Origin of the sequence: Arthrobacter sp. PAMC 25486, assembly GCF_000785535.1 — a bacterium.
In the GTDB taxonomy this organism is placed as follows: domain Bacteria; phylum Actinomycetota; class Actinomycetes; order Actinomycetales; family Micrococcaceae; genus Specibacter.
Genome location: NZ_CP007595.1, coordinates 2782084 through 2802138, shown reverse-complemented (window position 1 = coordinate 2802138; position 20055 = coordinate 2782084). Strand labels below are relative to the sequence as shown.

The following is a 20055-nucleotide window of genomic DNA, read 5'->3' as shown; positions in this document are numbered from 1 at the left end:
CTTTTCGTTAAAAGCGGGAGAGCTCCGGGGCCAGGGCCGTCCCGGTATTGCACAGGCCGATGAACGCGCCCAGCTCCGCCATGCCTTCCGGCCGCCCGGGCATGAAATTGCTCAGCTCGGGGGAGCGGATGATGACGGCCCGCCACTGGCCGCGGGAAACAGCCACGTTGACGCGGTTGCGATTGAGCAGGAACTCCATGCCGCGGGGCGCCGCTGCGGGGTCGGCGCAGGCCATGGTCACCAGGACCACCGGTGCTTCCTGACCCTGAAACTTGTCCACGGTGCCGACCTTGACGCCGGACAGGCCCGCGTTGTCCAGCGTTTCTCGGACCAGATGGACCTGGGCGTTGTAGGCGGCGACCACCAGGATGTCGTCCTGGTCCAGCGGCCTCGCCGGTTTGCCTTCGCCCGGCGTCCACATCAGGCCGAGATGTTCCTTGGCCTGGGCCACTACTTCGGCGGCTTCCTCGGGGGAGGACTGCAAGTTGACCTTCCCGCTCGCAGGGTCCTGGCTGATGTACACGGTTTCCACGCCGGGCGCCCTGCCCTCGAGGTGGCGCTGGGTGGCCGCCAGGGCGGATGAAAGTTTGCCGTCGTAGCTCAGCCTCGACACCGCGGTGCACAAGTCCGGGTGCATGCGCCAGGAATCGGCCAAAAAGTATCCCAGCTCTTCGGGCAGTGTGGCATGCCCCTCCGACAGCCAGCCCAGTGCCGATTCATCCACGGGTGCCGGATGCGAGCCCTGCGTTACCTGCGGCAGCTGCTGCGGATCGCCCAGCAGCAGCAGGTTCCTTGCCGCCCGGGAGACGGCGAGTGTGTTGGCCAGCGAATACTGCCCTGCCTCATCAATGACGAGCAGGTCCAGCGACCCCTCCGGGACGTTGGCGCCGGTCATGGTCCACGCCGTGCCGCCAATCAAGGCGCCGCCGTCACTGTTCAGGAGCTTGGCGAACTGCTTGTCGTCGGTGATCTTCCATGGCACCTCGTGGGGTGCCGCGAGCTTCTTGCCCACGCGTTCGGGGTCGACCTCGGCCTTCCCGATCGCGGCACGCAGCATGTTCTCCACTACAGCGTGCGACTGGCCCACCACGCCAATTTTCCAACCCTTCTTCAACAAGCGGGCGATGACATGCGATCCCACGTGCGTCTTGCCGGTGCCCGGCGGGCCCTGAACCGCGAGATAGGAATGGTCAAGCTCGTGGACGGCCGTGGTGATGGCGCCAATGTAGTCATGGTCGCGCACGCTGTGCCCGTCCCCATGCATGACGGCGGAGGGCAGGCTTGCGCCGTCCAGCAGCCTGGGCGCTGCCTTGCGCAGGATGTCCAGGCCGGGATGCCTGGGGAGAGTGGGCAGGGTTCCTCCCACTGTGCTGGCGAGTTCGGACAACGCCGCCCGGATGCTCACGGTGGGGACAGGCTTGTTGGGTGCCAACGCGATGGGCAGCTGGTTGTAGGGCTGGACCTTGGTGGTGGACTTCTCGGCCACCAGCAAGGCGGTGAGTTCCGGTGTCGCGGCGTCTGAGGCATCCTCGAGAACGGTGATGTTGAAGAGCCCGCCGCGCCGCAGTGCGTCATTGGGGTCCTCCGAGTCTTCCTCCATGCCCTCGGGCAGTGGGGCGTCGTACATGCCAAACCAGGTGGTGCCCGGGCGGAAGTCCGAGCCCTCGGTGGCGGTCCCCGTGACTTTGAGCGTGCGTTCCTCGGTCCGGGCGCGGGGCTTGTCTGCAGGTTTCGCCCAGTCCTCCACCACGTCGACCTGCTCGATGCGGAGCATGTTGCGTTCCTCGGTCCAGGCCTCCGGGCCCTTCTCCAACCGGTCAAAGTGGCCCCACCAAAACTGCTTGTCCTCGCGCCGGTGGTAGCTGGCGGCGGCGGCCACCAGCTCGATCGCGTTCTCGTCTGGGCTTAACTCATAACCTTTTTGCCCGCGCAGGTCGGCGATGTATTCAGCCAGGCGGAGCTCCTCGGGGCTCGGCTCGTAAGTGGCCTTTTTCTCGTCGGTGATGTTCAGCTTGCCGCTGCCTTCGGTCCAGGTTGCCACCTTCGTGGCAGCACCTATCTTAAGCAGCCAGTCCCGCAGGCGCAGGGTGGAGACGCAGTCGTACTCGTTGTAGTCGCTGATCGATGACAGCGTCTGCTCAGCCTTGTCGGCCTGGGCAGCGTCACCCTCAAGTCCGGCGTCGCGCTGTGAACAGTAGTCCGCATAGGCCACCACCGAGGCGCCGGCATCCTTCACATCGCCCGAGCGGACATTTTCTCCCATGTAAAACGGCTCGAGCTTTTTGATGGAGTAGGAACTTTCGGAAATCCGCACCGACTGGCGGACGGTGTCCAGCAGGTCCACGAGCAGGCCGCTGCGCAGCCAGTCGTCAACAATGTCTTCGCCAACGCCGTGCAGGACTGAAAGGTTGCGCAGGGCCGACTTTTCGTAGGGCGCATAGTGATAAACATGCATGTCCGGCCATATTTTGCGACGGACCTGCACATAGTCGAGAAAGCCCAGGAAAGCCGCACGCTCTTCGTCGCGGGAATGTGCCCAGAACGGCTTGAACACCAGTTCCTCGTCTGGCACGGATGAAGGCTCCACCCCGGCTGGCAGCGCCTCGATGGAACCGAACAGGTACTCGATGCCCCACTTTTCCGTGACGGGGTCTTGCCAGAGGGGGTCACCCTCAAAGTCGAAAAAGATGTCGCCAGGGCTGGGAGCCGGCAGCTTGCTGACAACCGGGAGCACCTTGAAGCTGATTTTATGCGCGTCGGCACCCTTGCCCGCAATGGCTGTCCCGTCGACGGTGTCCAGCCCGAGCTGCATGCGGGCCTGGTCGCGCAGGCGCACCAGGGGTCCCGCGGCAGCAGAAGCCGGTATGGCCGCCAAGTCCTGAACGGTGTTGATGCCCTGGGCCATGAGCTTGCGGCGCTGGGACCCCGTCATGCCGTTGACCAGGAGCAGGTCCTGGTGCTCGGTGACCTGCTGGGAGCAGTAATCACAGCGGCCGCAGTAGCTGATGCCGTCCTGCAGCCACGCAACAGCAAGTGGCTGTGCACGGTGGACGGCGGTCAGGGCCAGGAACCGCTCCCGGTGCTCACGGAATACCGGCAGTAAATCCGCCATGGGGTGCTCGCTGTGCTTCCTATCGCCCAATACCAGCGTCGCCGCGGGGGCCACCGGGATCCCGTACTTCTGCAGCTGGTCCCCATAAGCGGCAAGTTGCAGAAGGGCGCTGACGCGGGCATGGCGTGCCAGTTTGGTGTCGTGGACGGCGTAGGAGCCGTCGGGCTGCTTCATCAGGAAGTCGGCGAAGCCCACCATTGAACCGTCAAAGAACGTGGCTTGGAAAACCACGTCGGCACCGGTCCGCAGAGACTCGAGTGTTTCCTCGCGCTTGGCTTCAAGATCGGCCCATTTTGGCGCTGCAGTCTTGCCGTCCGGACCCGTGCTGCGCTGGACAACCTTGACGCCCTTGCCCGCGGCCGGATCCCACGCGCCAAATTTGCGTTGGTATTCGCCAAGAATCTTCTCCTCGAAGGCGTCGCCCAACTCAGCCGCACGCTCCAGCATCTCGTCCTTGGAAAAGCCGGGCTTGTCCGTCCGTCCCAGCTTTTCGTCCAGGATCCGCAGCGTCCGGTACTGGCACTCGCTGGCCGTCACCAGATCCGATGCCGAAAAAATCAGTGGCCTGGTGCCGTCAGGAGAGTCAAGCAAAAACATGCGGGCGCCTTCCGTACGGTTTCGACACATGCAGCGTCGATACCTTGAATCTAGCAAGGGGGGCCGACATTGTTGCCACCACGCCCGCTGTCGACGCCATGCAAGCTCCCCACGCCGCGCGCTGATGAGGCAAGATGGAAGCACCACGCACGCTTGGAGGCGCCATGCCCACGTTCCGCTATGAGACACACCTTCCCCACCCGCGCACGGAGGTTTTCCGGTGGTTTTCCCGGCCCGGCGCCTTGGTGAGGCTCACGCCGTCGTTCTTTGGAACGATCCTGGCCGAGCCCAGCGACGGCATCAATCCAGGCTCGACGGCGGCCATGGGTGTTGGTGTGCCCGGCAAGGCGGGGATGTGGCTGGGCTCGGCGGCGGGGACCGTGCACGGCATGCTGCCGGGGTTGCCGAAATGGGCGCGGCCGGAAGTTCGCTGGAACGCGCTGCACACCGACTTGGTGCCGGGCGAAAGCTTCACCGATGTCATGGACAAGGGGCCGTTGGCGTCGAGCACCCACACGCATACCTTTGCGGACGGCGAGCCCGGCACCACCGTCATGCTTGATGAGATGCATTATGAGCTGCCGTCGCTGGTCCGCGGGAGGTGGACGCACCGGGCGATGGAGGACGAACTGGGACGCATGTTTGCCTTCCGGGAACAGCAGCTGCTCGGCGACCTGGCATTCCATGCCGCGCATCCCGGGGACCCGCAGACCATTGCGGTGACGGGGGCCTCGGGCATGGTGGGCCGCCAGCTGTGCGCGCTGCTGGGCGGAGGCGGACACACCGTGCTGAGGCTGGTCCGCCGTGCACCGCGTGCCAACGACGAGATTTTCTGGGACCCCGACGCCGGTGTCGTCGATGCGGCCGCACTGGCGCGGGCCGACGTGGTTGTTCATTTGGCCGGACACCCGATCGGCGGGCGGTTTACGCAGGTCACCAAGGATGCGATTCACCAGAGCAGGGTCCGCGGCACCGGGCTGCTGGCCCGAACCTTGGCTGATTTATCGTCCGACGGCGTCCGGCGCACCTTGGTCTCCGGCTCCGCCGTGGGCTATTACGGTGCGGACCCGCACGCTGCCTCGGCGGGCAGTCCGACGCCGTTGGTGGAATCGGACCCGTCCGGAAATGACTTTCTTGCCGGTGTTTGCCGGGACTGGGAGGCTGCCTGCGCACCGGCTGTTGCGGCGGGGTTGCGGGTGGTCAATGTGCGCACGGGCATTGTGCTCTCTGCCGGCGGCGGAGTTTTGCAGCGCCTGCTGCCGCTCTATCTGGCCGGTGTGGGAGGCCCGCTCGGGGAGAAGCAGTGGCAAAGCTGGGTGGGCATCGACGACATCGCCGGGATATTCGCCCACGCCGCGTTGTCGCCGTCCCTTTCGGGCGCCGTGAACGCCGTGGCCCCGCACCCTGTGACGGCCGGGGAATTTGCCCGTATTTTGGGGCGTGTGCTGCACCGGCCGGCGGCGCTGAAGGTACCGGACGTTGGTCCGAAACTGCTGCTGGGGGAGCAGGGCGCAGCCGAACTGGCCCTCGCCAGCCAGTACGTATCCGCCGGAAAGATCCAGGATTCAGGATACGCGTTCCGCCATGCGGACCTTGAGTCGGCGCTGCGCCACATTTTGGGACAGCAGTAGGACCGAATCTCCGTAAGGTGCCACGACCCCGTTTCGACCTGAAAGGCGGTCGCTAGATCCGTTCACAGCTAAGCTGACGCACAAAACCCGCAGAATCCAGACGGTCGGCGTAACCACTGCGGACACTGTCGAGGCTAGGTGTGCTACTTGGTGCAGCCCGAGGATGCCGGGGCGAGTGCGCGAGAGTAGGTTGGCACGGAATCGCCATGGGCAGCCCTGAGCTAGGCTCAATCCATGGATTGGTTGGGGAACGCTCTGCTCATAGTTGGATTCGCCGGTGTCATCATAGGCCTGCTGGTCATGTTCCAACGACATCTTTCCAAGCCCGGCGGCCGCAAGGGGACCGGTGCGGCTGCTGGGATGGGTTTGCTGGAGAGCCTATTTGCCCCGTCGAGCTATGAAGCTCGCATTGAGCTGGAACGACAAGGTCAAAAGCAGGCCCCGGCCCCTGCGCCGGGGGACCCCATGCACGGTCTCCACGTGACAGTGAATGACGACGGCATTCCTTATCGAGTGGTCATTAGCGCCAGTAAGCCCTGACGCTAAAGACCTGACGCTAAAGAATGGTGTCGACACGGACCGTCTCGCAGAACGGTCCCACAAGGGGCCTCCCGTCATCGGCTGTCCGGCCTGTTTCCATCCAGTGCCGACGTGGTTCGAGGGCGCCCTGCGGTGTCCACCCGTCGGTAATTTCGTTGCGGACCCGGGAGGGGCAGGCATCGGGGTGGGGTGGGCGGGCAATGCCGCGCCACCGCAGTGAGGCGACGTGGGTGAATGCGTCAATTAATTTGAGATTGCTTCACTTTAGATAAGTGACGACAACTAGGGTCTGACGCCCCGGGCGTCTGAAATGGCTCGTGGCCAGACCACGGCAGCGGCGATCGACAGCACAAACAATCCGACCGTGGACAACAACCAGAGGAACATCTCGCCAATGTCGCCGGCGGCGCCGTCCGCAGAACCGAAGGAGAGCAGCACCCCGCTCATCAGGGCTGAAACTGTGCCAAAGATGCTCAGCCCAATAAGCAGGAAAAGGTGCAAACTCCGCGCGCGGGGCCGCGGTCCACGATTTAGCCAGCCGTAGCTCAGGGGAACGGCCAGGGCCAGGATGAGAGCGACAAAGTGGCCCGCCAGATAGAGGGAGTCCTCGCGCGGCACCATGAGGCCAACTACCGCCGCCAAAACGGCCAAGGAAACAGGCACCATTCTGGTGGGAGCCAGGCTCCTTCGCACATTTGCTTGTTCACTCATGTGGTTCCCCAAGTCGCTGCGGTGGTGGTGGCGTAATGAGTATGCCTGGCCGAGAGGCACCCAGCTTAACCCACGGCGTCGGTGACCTGCTCAGCGGGGGAGGTGTCCGGCGTCGTGCGCAGGGCGCGGAGTCCCAGGACCACCATGACAATGAGGACAGCCAGGGCCACCATGTTCACCCAGAAGAAGCCGCCAAGGGTCAGGACCGGTCCGGCCAGTGCGGCCATGCCGGCGGCGCCGAAGTTCATCATCATGTCATTGGCGCCCTGCAGCGGCACCCGAAGTTCGGTTGGCGCGGACTGATTCAGCAGGGATGAGCCGCCGATCAGGCACGCCGACCAGCCAAGCCCCAGCAGGGTCAGGGCGATCGACATGAGGAGCGGGTCGCTGCTGTCCGAGACCACCGCGCCGACGATGATTGCGGCCAGGAAAATGCCGTAGCCCATCAGAACCACAGCGAGGGCGCCGAACTTGTCAACGAACCAGCCAAACAGCGGACTGGCGGCGTACATGCCCAAAATGTGCAGGCTGATGACGATGCCGATGATTTCCAGTGTGTGTCCGTGCGCGTCCATGGCCACGGGGGTCATGACCATGACGCCCACCATGATGGCGTGCCCTCCCGTGACCGTGGCCAAGGCCGCCAGGGCGCGGGGGTTGTGGCTCGCCAATCGGAGGGCGCGCCAGGCACCGTGTTTCTTGGCGGGCTTTTGCTTCCGGACAGATTTTTGCAGGGCAGCGAACGACGCCGGGCCCCCACCTGCCGCTCTCCCGGTACCAGCCGCAGCGCCACCTGTCGCGACCACCACCGGCGCAACTCCACCAGCAGCACCCTCCATCGCGCCGCCAGCCGGTGGCGCCAGGAAGAACACGGCGATGACAAGGGCCGCCGTCACGAACGCCACGAGGGAGAACACATAGGGGCCGGAAAGTGGCACCAGGCCCAGCGAGATGCCGAACAAGCGGCCGGGTTCGGAGAGGTTGGGTCCGGCCACCGAGCCGATGGTGGTGGCCCAAATGACGATCGCCATGGCCCGTCCGGCCTTCTCCGGCGGGGCGCCGTCAACGGCTGCGTACCGGGCCTGCAAGCCCGCCGCCGTGGCGGAACCAAAGAACAGCATGCCGGCCGCCATGAGCCAGAACTGGCCAACCGCTGCTGAGAGTAGCACCATGGCGGCGCCCACGGCACCGAGGGCGAAACCGGTGCTCAACGCCCAGCGACGCCCGGCCCGCACCGCAAGGTTCGCCAACGGTACGGCAACCAGCCCCGCACCCAAGGCCGACGCTGTTTGCACAAAGCCTGAGGCCGCCGTCGTACCTGCCAATTGGGCAGCCAAAATGCCGCCCACGGCAACGCCGGAAGCCACACCGACCCCTGACAGCAGCTGGCCAACGACCAACACGGTCTGGTTGCGACGCTGGAGGGCGGGAGAGTCCATGGTTCGATCCTTGGTGCCGGGTGGGCGCGGTGCATGTGCCCTAAGGTAAAAGCAGACCGAACCAGTGTGACAGAGGAGACCCGAACCATGACAACCGCAGCCGCAGCGACAGCCACCGGACCCGCATTTGATGAGATTTCGGAGGCGCAATTGCGGGCGGTGGGAAGCCTAAAATGGTCGGAATTCCCGGAAAAGCTGCCTGCCTGGGTCGCGGAAATGGACTTTGGCCTGGCCGCTCCCATCGCCGCCGCCGTGGTGCACTCCGTCGCATCGGGACAGGTGGGCTACCTGCCCAACACGCTGATTCCGGCCATGAGCCAGGCCTGCAGCGACTTCATGGCAGCCCGCCACGGCTGGAATGTCCCCGCCGAATGGATCCGCCCGCTGCCCGACGTCCTCACCGCGCTGGAATGCACCGTCCGCTATTTCACCCCTGACACCGGCCGGATCGTCGTCATGACCCCGGCCTACATGCCATTCATCTGGCTGCCGGCCAGTTACGGGCGCGAGCTCGTCCAGGTGCCCATGATCCGGGCCGTCTCCTGGGAGGTGGATTTCGCCGCGATCGAGGATGCGCTGGCCGAGGGTGACTTGTTGGTGCTGTGCAATCCGCACAACCCGATCGGCAAGGTGTACACGCGCCCTGAGCTGGAGAGGCTCAGCGAGATTGTGCAGCGCCGCGGTGCCCGGGTGTTCTCCGATGAGATCCATGCGCCCCTGGTGTACGACGGCGGCCGGCACGTCCCGTACGCATCGGTCAGTGCCGCTGCTGCCGGGCACACAGTGACGGCCACGTCGGCGTCGAAGTCGTGGAACCTGGCGGGACTGAAGACGGCGCAGATCATCTTCTCCAACGCAGAGGACTTTGCGCTCTGGTCTGAGACGGGCGGCTTCAAGGAACACGGGACCACTCCGCTGGGTGTCGTGGCCAACACGGCCGCCTACGCCGACTGCGTGCCGTGGCTGCAGGACGTCCTCGCGTACCTGGACGGGAACCGTGTGCTGCTGGCCGAGCTCGTGGCCGAGCACCTGCCGGACGCTTCCTTTGCCACGCCCGAGGGGACGTACCTGGCGTTCATCGACTGCACCGGACTGGACCTGGGCGGATTTGCGGGCACCCCCACCGAGTTCTTCGCCGAACAAGCCGGTGTTGTCCTGACCGAGGGCGGGCTGTGCGGCGATGCGGGTGCCGGCTGGGTGCGGCTGAATTTTGCAACGCCGGCGCCGATCCTGCGCAAGATCGTGGAGCGGATGGGCGCGGCGCTGCCGAAATAATTCAACCGCCAATTCTGCACCGAATTTTCAGCTCAGCCCAGTGCAGCAGCGGCCGCCTGGGTGACAGCGGCAGTCAGCGAGTCCAGGGCGGGCGACTGAATCTTCCAGCGCTGCCAGTACAACGGAATGCTTGAAATGTGCCCGGGGACGAGTTCCACCAGTTCACCGGATGCCAGGTCCGGGACGCAATGCGCCACCGGCATGAGGCCCCAGCCGAATCCCAGCTTCACTGCCTCGCCAAATTGCAGGGTGTCCGGGATGTAGTGCTGGGCGCCGGTCAGCCGGGCCCCTGTCACGGTGCTGAAAAAGTTGCTTTGAAGCGTGTCGCCGCGATCAAACTGGATGGCGGGTGCGGCCTTGAAAAGTTCCTTGTTGAAGCCCTGCGGGAACCATCTGCCCATGAAGCGGGGTGAGGCGACAGCCCTGTATGCCATGGCGCCCAGCGGCGTCGCCGAGCAGCCCTGGACCGGCTCCGCTGTGGCGGTGACTGCGGCCATGACAGCCCCGGAGCGCAGCAGGTTCACCGAGTGCTGCTCGTCCTCGCGGAGCAGTTCAAACGTCATGGGACTGCCGGCCGGCACCAAGGCCAGGGCGTCCATGAACCATGTCGCCAAGGAATCGGCGTTCACCACAACCGTCACGGCGTATTGGCCGGCACCGGTGGATCCCAGCTCCGCGGCAGCATCGGCCTCCAACTGGCGCAGCTGCCGTGCCAGCTTGTGCACTACGGCTCCGGCTGGGGTGACGGCGACGGGTGTGGTGCGCTGGAGCAAAACCTGCCCGGCTGCCTGTTCCATGGCCTTGATGCGTTGCGAAACGGCCGACGCCGTAACGTGCAAACTCGTGGCAGCCGCATCAAAGGTGCCATGGTCCAAGACCGCCAGCAAGGTGCGCAACTGTTCCGTCTGAAAGCTGACCATTAGGTTTCCTTAGCTTGCATGAAAATAATTAGCTGTACTGATGCGTCTGAGCCTAGTAGTTTCATTGCTTGTGACACCACTGGATATTTTTGGAACCATGGCGACCGGTCTCGGCGCCGGTCTGGCACTTATCATCGCCATCGGCGCCCAAAATGCCTTTGTGCTGCGGCAAGGCATCCGCGGCGAGCATGTGGGGCTGGTCGTATTGGTCTGCATGCTCAGCGACATCGTGCTCATCGGTGCGGGCATCTTTGGTATCGGAGCCCTGATCGCAGCGGTGCCGGCCGTGGTTGTGGTGATCAGGCTGGCGGGTGCGGCCTTCCTGGTTGCCTACGCCGCGCTTGCCGCGAAACGTGCCTTCCGACCGGGCACCCTGACGGCCGGGGCGCAGCAGGGTGGACTGGGCCGCAAGGCCGTGCTGGCCACGGCCCTGACGCTGACCTGGCTGAATCCGCACGTATACCTGGATACCGTGCTGCTCCTGGGCACCTTGGCCAATCAGCACGGCGAGCAGCGCTGGTGGTTCGGTGCGGGGGCCGCCGCGGGCAGCGTGATCTGGTTCAGCGCCCTGGGCTACGGAGCAAAGCTGTTGCGGCCCATTTTCGCCAAGCCGGGGGCCTGGCGGGTGCTCGACGGGCTGATTGCCGCCGTCATGCTTTTCCTTGGTGTGAAGATGGCGCTTGGAATGTAAGGCTAGAGGAAGTCCATTTCAACCTGCAGGAACGATTCGGCAGAGCGGACGGCCGCGTGGAAGGCTTCTTCCTCGGTGGGGGACGTCTTGGGTGTGCGCAGATACCATTCGTGCGTATTTGTATGGACCCGCAATATCCCACCGTCGGCGGGTGCGTAAAAAAGCGCAAAACGCTGCACCGGCCATTCCGCGGAAGTCTCAATACCCACTAGCAAAGCCGCGTCCAGCGCCGGGTTGAACCATTGGGCGATGGGCCTGCGCCTGTCCTCAAAGAACAGCCCGGCCGCGTAGCGGGCCGCTACAACCGGACCCATCTCGGCGCACAACCTTTCACGCCACAACGGCAGGATCTCCGTGTCGTGGCGTTGCCAGACGGCTGGCACCAGGGGCTGGTCGCTGCGAAAGTCCACTCTTAAAGTCTAGCTATTACTGGGCCAGTTGCTAGGGGCCCATGATGGTTCGGAGCAACTGCCGGGTGGATGTGGTTTCAGGACTCCTGACATCACGATTTAATTGATAAGAGCCGGGGTCTTGGTTTTGATGGCGTATTTGAGGATCAGGTTGCTGCCGGGGTAGCGGGTTTCGGCGGCGGTCAGGTGGTTGCAGAGTTCGGCGGCGGCCGCAGTTTTCGCTGTGGTCGGTAGCGGGTCCAAGGTGATGGTCAGGTATCCGGGCTCGGTGGTGTTGATGTCGCCACTCTGATGGAACATCTGGCGCATGAGGGCGTGGGCTTCCTGGTTCGCGCGACGGTAGCCGGTGTTGGTGCGGATCTCCCGGGCGATCGTCATCGCGGTGTTGTAGGCGGCCATCCGGATGCCGGTGTGGATCATCTTCACCTCGGTATCCAGGACTTGCTGGCCGGGGTTCAGGTCGCCGAGGCGGATCTTCGCCGGGATTCCCTGATGAATCTTTTCAGCAGCAGCCAAGGCATTTTCTGCTTCCCATACTGGTGCCATGACGTGGTTGTGCATGGCGCTGGTCACCGTGACTTCATCCGTGCCCTGGGCCGGGGTTTTCAGGGCCAGCAGGTTCAGATCGGCCACGGCTGCTGCTTCTGCGTGGTGGCGCCGGGCGGCAACAACTTTTTGGTAGGCGCGGGCCTTCGCTGGTTCCGGCACCATCCGGTCCTCGTTGTCATCGCTTGAACGGTAGGAGTCATGGGAGTCGAGCTCGAAGTGCATGCGGGCGTAGCGGAACTGGTTTTCCTGCCGCCACCTGTTCCCCATCCGATACACGACCTCCCCGGCAGGAAGGTCTTTGTCTGTGGTCAGGATATGGATTTGCCGGGTGCCGCCACCGGTGGTGGCCACGATGCGGCTGATCTGGCGGATGTTGAACACTTCCCCAGTTTTCTTGGTGGTGTTCAGGGGCAGGTCAACGAGCGTGTCAGCGACCGACCAGGACCGTGTCTGGCCGTGTTCATCGGTATGGGTGACCTCTTTGAAGAGGTCTTCCTTGATGTCTTCGGTGGTGCCTTTGTGCCAGGTCAGCACATCAAAACCAGCCGCATCCATGTGTTTGAACAGTGCCGGTGACCAGCCGCCACGGTCAAAACCAACCAGCACCCGGCGGTCGTCCCCGACAGTTGTGCGCAGTTCCGGCAGCAGGTCGCGTAGTTCGGCGGCCAGGGACGCACCCGGTGCGGCCATGACAACGAACACGGGGGCGCCGTTCGCGTCGGTGACCCAGGTTTCCTCGGTCGCCGGGACCGGGAACTTCAACCTCGTGGAGTAGAGCCGCCCGATCTTTTTCGTGCCCTGATAGGCGCGCACATGCCCGTCAACGTAGAGGATCGCTGCCAGGTCCTCACCACCAGGACCGGTGCCGGCCAGATGGTGTTTGGCCAAGGCGGCGATCATTTCCTGGGCCTTGCCGCTCTCGGCGAGTTGGCCGATCCGACGGCGGATGGTTTTCACTTCAGGTGCCCGATCCAAACCCAACACCCGCCCCAGCTCTTCCGGGTCAAAACGGGTGGAGCCCTCTGCACGGGCTTCCCCAGCCAATGCCCGCAGCACACTATCGATCAGGACGGTTTCGAGGCCGTAGAACCCATTCGGCAACGCCCCGTAAACCTCCTTCGCGCAGGCGAGCAGGCCGGTGGTTTCCAGGGCGGGGAACGCCAGAAACAGCCCGGCGTGACGGATATGTGCGGCCGGGGCAAACACCGGAGCAGCGCACTCGAGCATGCTGGCAGCGGCTCGCTCGGCCGTGCGGGGTGCCGAGGCCGGCAAGATCGGTAGTTCCCGCTGTTGCGCAACAGCGGGTGCTGGTTCTAGGGGCTCAGGGTTACCCGCGGCGGCTATGTCCGCAGCGTCAGTAGTGGCTTGTTCCGCAGCGATTTTCAGGGCCCGGCGGACGCTGAACTCAGAGACGCCTACCGCGTTGCCGACGGCCTGCTGGGACAGGCCCGTGCTGCGCAGTTCCACGATCCGGGTGATGACAGCGCCGGTGAGTAGGGAAGCTTTCTTTGGCCCCTTCTTTTCCGGCACTAAAGCGATGATGCCGCCATCAGCCAGCAACTGCTTCCATAACCACACCGTTGACGGGGTGACATCAAAGACGGCGGCGATCTCACCGACTCCGGCGGCCTTCATCGCCGCTAGTTTCACCGCTGCCCAGCGGCGGCCGGCTTCGTCCCCCGCGTCCCAGGAAAACGAAGTTTGGCCGTGAAGAAAAACCGTGCCACCACCATCGGCGTCCCTCACCAGTTCCCCGGCCAGACCCAGCGGCACAGCATCCAGAACCATCGCCACAGGAAGAGGAGGTTGAGCAGTCATAACACTCATCATTTCACCCTTCCAAGAGACACTGTTTCTTGGATCTATTATATCGAAGAGTGGGCAAAATTAACAGGCTTTCACCAAGGGAAATCCCGAAAAATCAACGAACTCGCAAACCCGTCACCCGAGCGTGTCCGGAGTCCTGGGTTTACCGGTGCTTACCCGGCAAATCCGGCGGCAGTAGAAATATTTGCATTAATATGCCGATTGACTGGCCAAAGACCCAATGAATGCTGTACGTTATTAAACAGTCCCGATGAATTCCCTCGGGATGTCCGCGTGCAAGATGAAAGGAGGCCATGATGTTTACAGTTATCAAGACCGAAGTCCATGAGTTCGGCAAGGCCTCCCCTCGGCACGCATTTACGGCGTCGTAACACCAGACGTTTCGGTCACTCAGGCGTAGACGTCTGAGGCCACTGCCTGAACAGGCCACCCGGATCGGCTCATAGGCGTGATTCTACGCCTTCCTTTGCTGACACTCATGCACAAAATCAATCGCGCATTTTTGTGCTCTGATAATGCCTATTTCGCTTGGAGATAATGGCTTTATTTGTTGCGCCACAATACCGGCAGCTCGTTTATCAAATGAATGGAAGGAGGTGTAGAAATGAAACAGCAATCGTCATATCCCGGCCGTTTGTCTGCTGTGAAGAGAGTCTTCTTCGCCCCTGTTGACCAGCAGAAGTTTGACCGCATGCGAGCTCGCACGCAGCAAGACATCATGCGGGTCGACTTGTTCAACATCCGCTAAGACCCACCCCTGTGAAAGGAGGTGGCGACGATGACCATTACTCATCATTTTGACCCAAGCCACCCGCATCACCCGCATGGTGCCGCCAACAACGGATACCCTGCAAACTGCGAACAGCCCGCGCTGACCAGCGCGGGCTGTTTCGTTTAAGTTGTTTTGTCTGAGCTGTTTCGGTTAAGCAGCGCCGGATCTAGTTGGCGTCAACCGTCAATGGGGAGGTGGCGTTGACCCTGCGCTCGATTCGCGGACGAGGAGTTCGGGGGTGAAGATGCTCTTCCGGCCGGGACGGCTGCGGTCCAGGGCGCGTTCATCAAGCAGGCGCACGGTTTCCTGGGCGAGCTCGTCCATGGGGTGGCGCACCGAGGTGAGCCTCGGGGAGCTGATTTCGCTGAGTGAAATATTGTCGAAGCTGCCCACCCTGACATCCGCTGGCACACGGACTCCTGAATCGCGCAGCGCGGAGAGCAGGCCGATCGCCACAACGTCCGCGCCACAAATAATGCCGTCCGGGAGCGGCCCGCCGGACAGCAGCTGGCGGCCCGCCGCGCGACCCCACTCCATGCTGAAGTCACCGAGCAGTTCCCAATGCGCGGGTGCGCCCGGCTGCAGCTCCGCTGTCAGGGCCCGAAACTCTGCCTGCCGCTCACCGGCCGTGCTGGTGGTTGGGTGCGCTCCCACATACGCGAAGGTGGTGCACCCCATGTACCTCAGGTGGTTCATCAAAAGCAGGATGCCCGCGGTATTGTCGCTGCCCACGTAGTCGGTTCCAGGGGCATCCGCGTAGCGGTCCAGCTGCACCACCGGAACCCGCAACGCCGCACATGTCAATGCTGCGGCAGATTCGCTGGTCGACACCGGGATGACGACCAGGCCGTCGACCATGCGGTTGATCAGCAGGTCAATGCGGGAGGCCTCCCGCGCAGGATCCTGATGGGAGTCACACAGAATCAAGGACCGGCCGGATTCCGAAAGAACACCTTCCAAGGCCTCCACGGCACTGGGAAAGTAGGGGTTGTTGATGGCTGGGACCACCACTCCAATGGTGTCCGTGCGCTGGGTTCGCAAAGCCCGTGCCATGGCGTTGGCGGAATAACCAAGGCGGATGCTGGCCTCGGACACGCGCCGGACCAGGTCCGGGGCCACCCGCGAATTGCCGGCCAGTGCCCTCGACGCGGTGGCGGGGGAGACCCCGGCTGCTGCCGCCACGTCCTGCATGGTGATCCGCCGGTCCATGAAATCGTCCTCTCGACAGCTTGCGGAGAATGCCGAAAAGCCTGCCCCCAGTGATTCACATTGTAGTTCTGCAAAAGATGTTCTGAACCCTCCCTTGGGGTGGAGTACTGGATTGGCAAGGGTTTGCCCGGATTTGACTTGCTTTTGTTACGTGGGGTGTAATTTGCTGGGACTGTGAAATGGATTTCTCACCATGGGATTTAGGATCACGTGCGGCGTGCGAAGACGTCGCAACTTGCAGCTGCCTGCACGGACAGCCTCGATCAGGCCGTCTGCAGGCCTTCCCTACCCGTCCATTGGCTGTAATTTCACGGTCAACGAGTAGCTCAAAACCCGTGACCCCCTGCAACTTCCGGTCATTCCAGGTAGGACGTAAATCATGACAACTGCACTGATCCTCGACTGCGACACAGGCATCGACGACGCCCTTGCCATCTTTTACGGGGCACACCACGGTGCTGACTTTCGTTTGTGCACTGTCACCCATGGCAACGTCCCGGTGGAGCGCGGCAGCCGAAATACTTTGACCCTGCTTGATGCGGTCGGCCTGAACAGCGTGCCCGTCCACCAAGGAGCAGCACGGCCCTTTGCCCAGGAACTGCACACCGCAGAGTATGTCCACGGCGAGGACGGTTTGGGAAATTCCAATCTGCCGGAGTCAACACGCCAGATTTCAGGTTCCCTGGCCGCCGCGGAAATTGTTGCCCAGGCGCGCCTGCACCCGGGCGAACTGGTGCTCGTTGCCATCGGCCCGCTCACAAATATCGGCCTGGCACTGCTGCTTGAGCCGCAGCTGCCACAACTGGTCAAGCGCGTGGTGGTCATGGGCGGCGCCGTCGGAGTGCACGGCAACATCACTCCGGCCGCCGAAGCCAATATTTGGCACGATCCCGAAGCGGCGCAGCTGGTTGTCGACGCCGAGTGGGACGTCCTGTTCGTTGGGCTGGAAATCACCTTGTCCACGGTCCTGTCACCCGCGGCCCTGGCCCGCATAGAAAACAGCACGGACCCGCGTTCCCAGTTCGCATGGAAGATCATGGCGCACTACCTGGATTTCCACGAGAAAACAATGGGCGTGCGCACCTGCATCCTGCACGACCCGCTGGCGATGGCCCTGGCACTGGAACCCGAACTCGGACGCTACCGGCTCGTCAACGCTTATGTGGAGCTTGCGGCCGGAGCCTCCCGGGGCGCGCTGGTGGGAGACCTGCGAACATCCCGCCCGGCACCACAGGATCCTCGTGCCAAGGGCGTCATCCGGATCGTGGAAGACATCGACGCAGACGCCTTCTATGAAAAGTTCCTTCAGGCGCTCGGCGCCTAACAGACCAAGGCGGCAGGCCGGCGTCGTTCATTGACTGCCGAGGCCAGACCGCAGTAAACAGCAAAAAGACCGCGGCCCACCAGCTGCGGTTCCACTGGACACAGCACCAATTCACACAGCAGCAACTCACATTGCGGCCGGGCGCTACTGCGCGGGCCGGGGATAAGGAAACTCATGAGCCAGAGCACGCCCATGCAGCGCCTGGAGGGCGCAGCCCTTTGGGACGGGGAAACCTTCCGCGGCACCACAACGATCAGCTGGGAAAACGGCAATATCGTGGAAGTTGTCGAGGCGGGCACCGCTGACGCGGCTGCCAGCGAGTACAGCATCATCCCCGGACTTGTCGACACCCACGTCCACCTCGGCGGCTACGCAGGCGAGGGCAAGGTCGACTGGGTGTCCTGGCCGCTGGTCACCCCATCCGAGGAACGCACCCTCCATATTGCCGCCAACGCCCAAAAGGCGGCACGCGCCGGTGTCACCACACTGCGCGACCTGGCCGGCGACCGCCACCAGCTCGCCGTCAGCCGCGCCTTCGAAGCCGGTATCCTTGAGGGCCCCCGGGTCCTGGTGCACGGCCAGGTTGGCATGACAGCAGGCCACGGCGACCTCTTCACCCCTCCCCACTTCCCGCACCGTGAACCGGTGGCCGACAGCCCCGATGAATGCCGCAAACTGGTCCGCCAGTGGGCGCGTGCCGGCGCGCACGGCGTGAAGATCTACACCAGCGGCGGAGTGCTGTCCATGGGCGACAAGGTTGGCTGGCGCAACCAGACCAACGAGGAAATCAGCACCACAGTTGATGAAGCCCATGCACTGAGCATGCCGGTGGCAGCCCACACGCACTCCACCGAAGGCGTGGACATTGCCCTGGCCCACGGCGCCGACTCGCTGGAGCACGGCACCGGAATCACCAGCAAGCACTGGCCCGTGCTGGTGGAGCGCAACATCCCCGTCGCGCCCACACTGCTGATCAACGACGCCATCGCCGACGGCCGCATCACCATTTCCGCCGAAGCACAGGAAAAGGCGCAGGCCGTTGTCAAGGAACGCGACCTCAACTTTGACGGCGCCGGCGCCGCCGGGGTGCGGTTTGTCCTGGGCACCGATGCCAATGGCTTCATGGTGGCCTTCGGCGACCAGATGGAGGAAGTCCGCCTGATGGCCAAGATGTTTGAATGGACCCCCGAGCGTGCTCTTGTCTCCGCGACCTCGGACGCGGCCGACGCCGTGGGCCTCGGGGACACCGTGGGCAAGCTCCAGGCAGGTTTCGGCGCCGACTTCATCCTGATCAAGGGCCGCCCCTGGGAAAACATCGAGGACCTGCGCACCGAAAACATTGTTGCCGTGGTCTCCCGCGGCCGTGTAGTTGCCGGCGAACTGCCCGAGTAATCCACCACCACCACATTTCCACAAAGCTATCCAGAATCCTGACCCTTCAGACTAGGACCATTCGTGAAGATTGCATCGAAGAACGTATTGCGCACCGGGGCGCTTGCCCTGACAGTGCTGCTGGCCGGCGGCGCGCTTGCCTCCTGCTCCACAGGCGGCTCCGACGCCTCCGCCGAGAATGTCATTTTCGCCCTCAAGGAGGATCCGGGTTGCCTGGATCCCCAGCAGGTCACCCTGACGACGGCTTTGAACGTCAGCCGCCAGCTGACCGATTCCCTGCTGGATCAGGACCCCGCAAGCGGTGAACTCAAGCCGTGGCTGGCCAAAACGTGGGCGTCCAATGACGACCTCACACAGTTCACCTTCACCCTGCGCGACGATGTCACCTTCAGCGATGAAACCAAGCTGACCGCCGACGTTGTCAAAGCCAACCTTGACGCGCTCTTTGACATGGGCGCCCAGGCCTCGCTGGCATCCCAGCTGCTGGCCGGCTACACGGGAACCGACGTTGTGGACCCCACGACCATCAAGGTGAGCTTCTCCGCCCCCAACGCACAGTTCCTGCAGGGCGCCTCCACCACCACGCTGGGCATGGTCTCCGAGGCAACAACCAAGGCCAGTGCCGAAGAGCGCTGCCAGGGCATCCTTGGATCGGGCCCGTTCGTACTCGACTCTTACACCCAGAACGACTCCGTGGAGATCAGCCAGCGTGCCGGCTACAACTGGGGCTCCGAACTGCGCCAGCACACAGGTGAATCCCTCGTGAAGACCGTCAGCTTCCCCATCATCTCCGAGAACAGCGTCCGCACCGGCGGCCTGGCCTCCGGCGAGTTCGACGTCATCCAAGATGTCCCGTACGCCGACGAAGCCCGCTTCACAAGCGCAGACTACAACCTCTACGCCGCCGCAAACCCAGGCATCCCGAACTCGCTGATCGCCAACACCAGCAAGGGACTTCTGGGTGACGCCACTGTCCGCAAGGCCCTGCAGATGGGTCTGGACCGTGAAGAAATCAACACCCTGACCGGCTCTGCCAGCGGCAAGGCCCCGAGCAGCGCCCTGACCTCCACCACCACGGGCTACGTCAGCCAGGCAGACGCCATGACGTTCGATGCAGCCGGTGCCAAGGCCCTGCTGGAAGGCGACGGCTGGACCCTCGGCGCGGATGGCATTTACGCCAAGGACGGCAAGGCGCTGACGATTTCTGTCACCGCCTTCTACGCCCAGGATGTCCTGGAGGCTGTCCAGATGCAGCTGAAGAAGATCGGCGTCGACCTGAAGCTGAACATGGTCACAGCCGGTGACTTCTTTGGTGCCGTGGCCAGCCACGACTACGAATTCCTCGGCGCGGCACTGACCCGCACCGACCCTGACGTGCTGCGCGTTGCCCTCTCCAAGGACTCAGGCTCGGCCTGGGGAATCATCGACAACCCGGAACTGGAAAAGTTGCTGCAGGAGCAGGCCAAGACGGCCGACGCCGACGCCCGCCAGGCCCTGGTTGCCAAGGTCCAGGCCCTCGTCATCAAGGAAGGCTACGTCATCCCCACCCTGGAAACCGTGCAGCTGCATGCCTCAACCAGCAATGTTTCAGGCATCGTCTTTGACTCGGCCTCCAGGATCAACCTGTACGACATGACCGTGGCCAAGTAACCCAAA

Annotated in this window: 15 protein-coding genes; 8 read left to right on the top strand and 7 right to left on the bottom strand. The window is 63.4% G+C overall.

What is annotated here, in order from left to right; genetic code table 11:
- Nucleotides 1–7 precede the first annotated feature (7 nt).
- Entirely contained in the window at nt 8–3709 is a 3702-nt protein-coding gene (locus tag art_RS12855; RefSeq protein ID WP_038465433.1) for a bifunctional RecB family nuclease/DEAD/DEAH box helicase, read from the bottom strand.
- A 164-nt stretch (nt 3710–3873) separates the two neighbouring features.
- Between art_RS12855 and art_RS12850 the strand changes: the two genes are divergently transcribed.
- Both art_RS12850 and art_RS12845 read left to right on the top strand, forming a co-directional pair.
- Nucleotides 3874–5340 carry a TIGR01777 family oxidoreductase gene (locus tag art_RS12850; protein WP_038470081.1) on the top strand — a complete coding sequence of 489 codons (1467 nt, stop codon included), beginning with the start codon at nt 3874–3876 and terminating at the stop codon, nt 5338–5340.
- Nucleotides 5341–5574: 234 nt separating this feature from the next.
- Nucleotides 5575–5880 (top strand): hypothetical protein, encoded by a 306-nt coding sequence (locus art_RS12845; protein ID WP_038465431.1) that lies wholly within the window; start codon nt 5575–5577, stop codon nt 5878–5880.
- Nucleotides 5881–6162: 282 nt separating this feature from the next.
- On the opposite strand, the gene art_RS12840 is transcribed toward art_RS12845, so the two are convergent.
- Together art_RS12840 and art_RS12835 are read right to left on the bottom strand one after the other, a co-directional pair.
- Nucleotides 6163–6591, bottom strand: a complete 429-nt coding sequence (locus art_RS12840) for a hypothetical protein (protein WP_157875256.1) — start codon at nt 6589–6591, stop codon at nt 6163–6165.
- Nucleotides 6592–6656: 65 nt separating this feature from the next.
- Nucleotides 6657–8030, bottom strand: a complete 1374-nt coding sequence (locus art_RS12835) for an MFS transporter (RefSeq protein WP_038465427.1) — start codon at nt 8028–8030, stop codon at nt 6657–6659.
- A gap of 87 nt (nt 8031–8117) precedes the next feature.
- On the opposite strand from art_RS12835, the gene art_RS12830 reads away from it, so the two are divergent.
- Nucleotides 8118–9305, top strand: coding sequence for a MalY/PatB family protein (locus art_RS12830; protein ID WP_052136428.1), 1188 nt, complete (start codon nt 8118–8120; stop codon nt 9303–9305).
- Nucleotides 9306–9337: 32 nt separating this feature from the next.
- On the opposite strand, the gene art_RS12825 is transcribed toward art_RS12830, so the two are convergent.
- Entirely contained in the window at nt 9338–10225 is an 888-nt protein-coding gene (locus tag art_RS12825; protein WP_038465425.1) for a LysR family transcriptional regulator ArgP, read from the bottom strand.
- 97 nt (nt 10226–10322) lie between these two features.
- On the opposite strand from art_RS12825, the gene art_RS12820 reads away from it, so the two are divergent.
- Nucleotides 10323–10916: a LysE/ArgO family amino acid transporter gene (locus art_RS12820; RefSeq protein ID WP_038465423.1), complete on the top strand. Its 594-nt coding sequence runs from the start codon at nt 10323–10325 to the stop codon at nt 10914–10916.
- Between the two features lie 2 nt (nt 10917–10918).
- Here the strand turns inward: art_RS12820 and art_RS12815 are convergent, their stop codons facing one another.
- Both art_RS12815 and art_RS12810 read right to left on the bottom strand, forming a co-directional pair.
- Nucleotides 10919–11326: a hypothetical protein gene (locus art_RS12815; protein WP_038465421.1), complete on the bottom strand. Its 408-nt coding sequence runs from the start codon at nt 11324–11326 to the stop codon at nt 10919–10921.
- Between the two features lie 99 nt (nt 11327–11425).
- Complete coding sequence (locus tag art_RS12810) at nt 11426–13693, bottom strand: putative transposase (RefSeq protein WP_157875223.1); 2268 nt, start codon at nt 13691–13693, stop codon at nt 11426–11428.
- 613 nt (nt 13694–14306) lie between these two features.
- On the opposite strand from art_RS12810, the gene art_RS22265 reads away from it, so the two are divergent.
- The gene (locus art_RS22265) at nt 14307–14450 is read left to right on the top strand and encodes a hypothetical protein (protein WP_157875255.1); all 144 of its coding nucleotides are present in this window, start codon (nt 14307–14309) and stop codon (nt 14448–14450) included.
- Nucleotides 14451–14657: 207 nt separating this feature from the next.
- Here art_RS22265 and art_RS12805 read toward each other — a convergent pair whose 3' ends face one another.
- Nucleotides 14658–15683 carry a LacI family DNA-binding transcriptional regulator gene (locus art_RS12805; protein WP_038465418.1) on the bottom strand — a complete coding sequence of 342 codons (1026 nt, stop codon included), beginning with the start codon at nt 15681–15683 and terminating at the stop codon, nt 14658–14660.
- Nucleotides 15684–16062: 379 nt separating this feature from the next.
- On the opposite strand from art_RS12805, the gene art_RS12800 reads away from it, so the two are divergent.
- From art_RS12800 to art_RS12790, 3 genes are all read left to right on the top strand, one after another.
- On the top strand, nt 16063–17007 hold the full coding sequence (locus tag art_RS12800) for a nucleoside hydrolase (RefSeq protein WP_038465416.1): 945 nt from the start codon (nt 16063–16065) through the stop codon (nt 17005–17007).
- 174 nt (nt 17008–17181) lie between these two features.
- Entirely contained in the window at nt 17182–18399 is a 1218-nt protein-coding gene (locus tag art_RS12795) for an amidohydrolase family protein (protein WP_052136426.1), read from the top strand.
- 63 nt (nt 18400–18462) lie between these two features.
- Nucleotides 18463–20049, top strand: a complete 1587-nt coding sequence (locus tag art_RS12790; protein ID WP_052136424.1) for an ABC transporter substrate-binding protein — start codon at nt 18463–18465, stop codon at nt 20047–20049.
- The last annotated feature ends 6 nt before the right edge of the window (nt 20050–20055 follow it).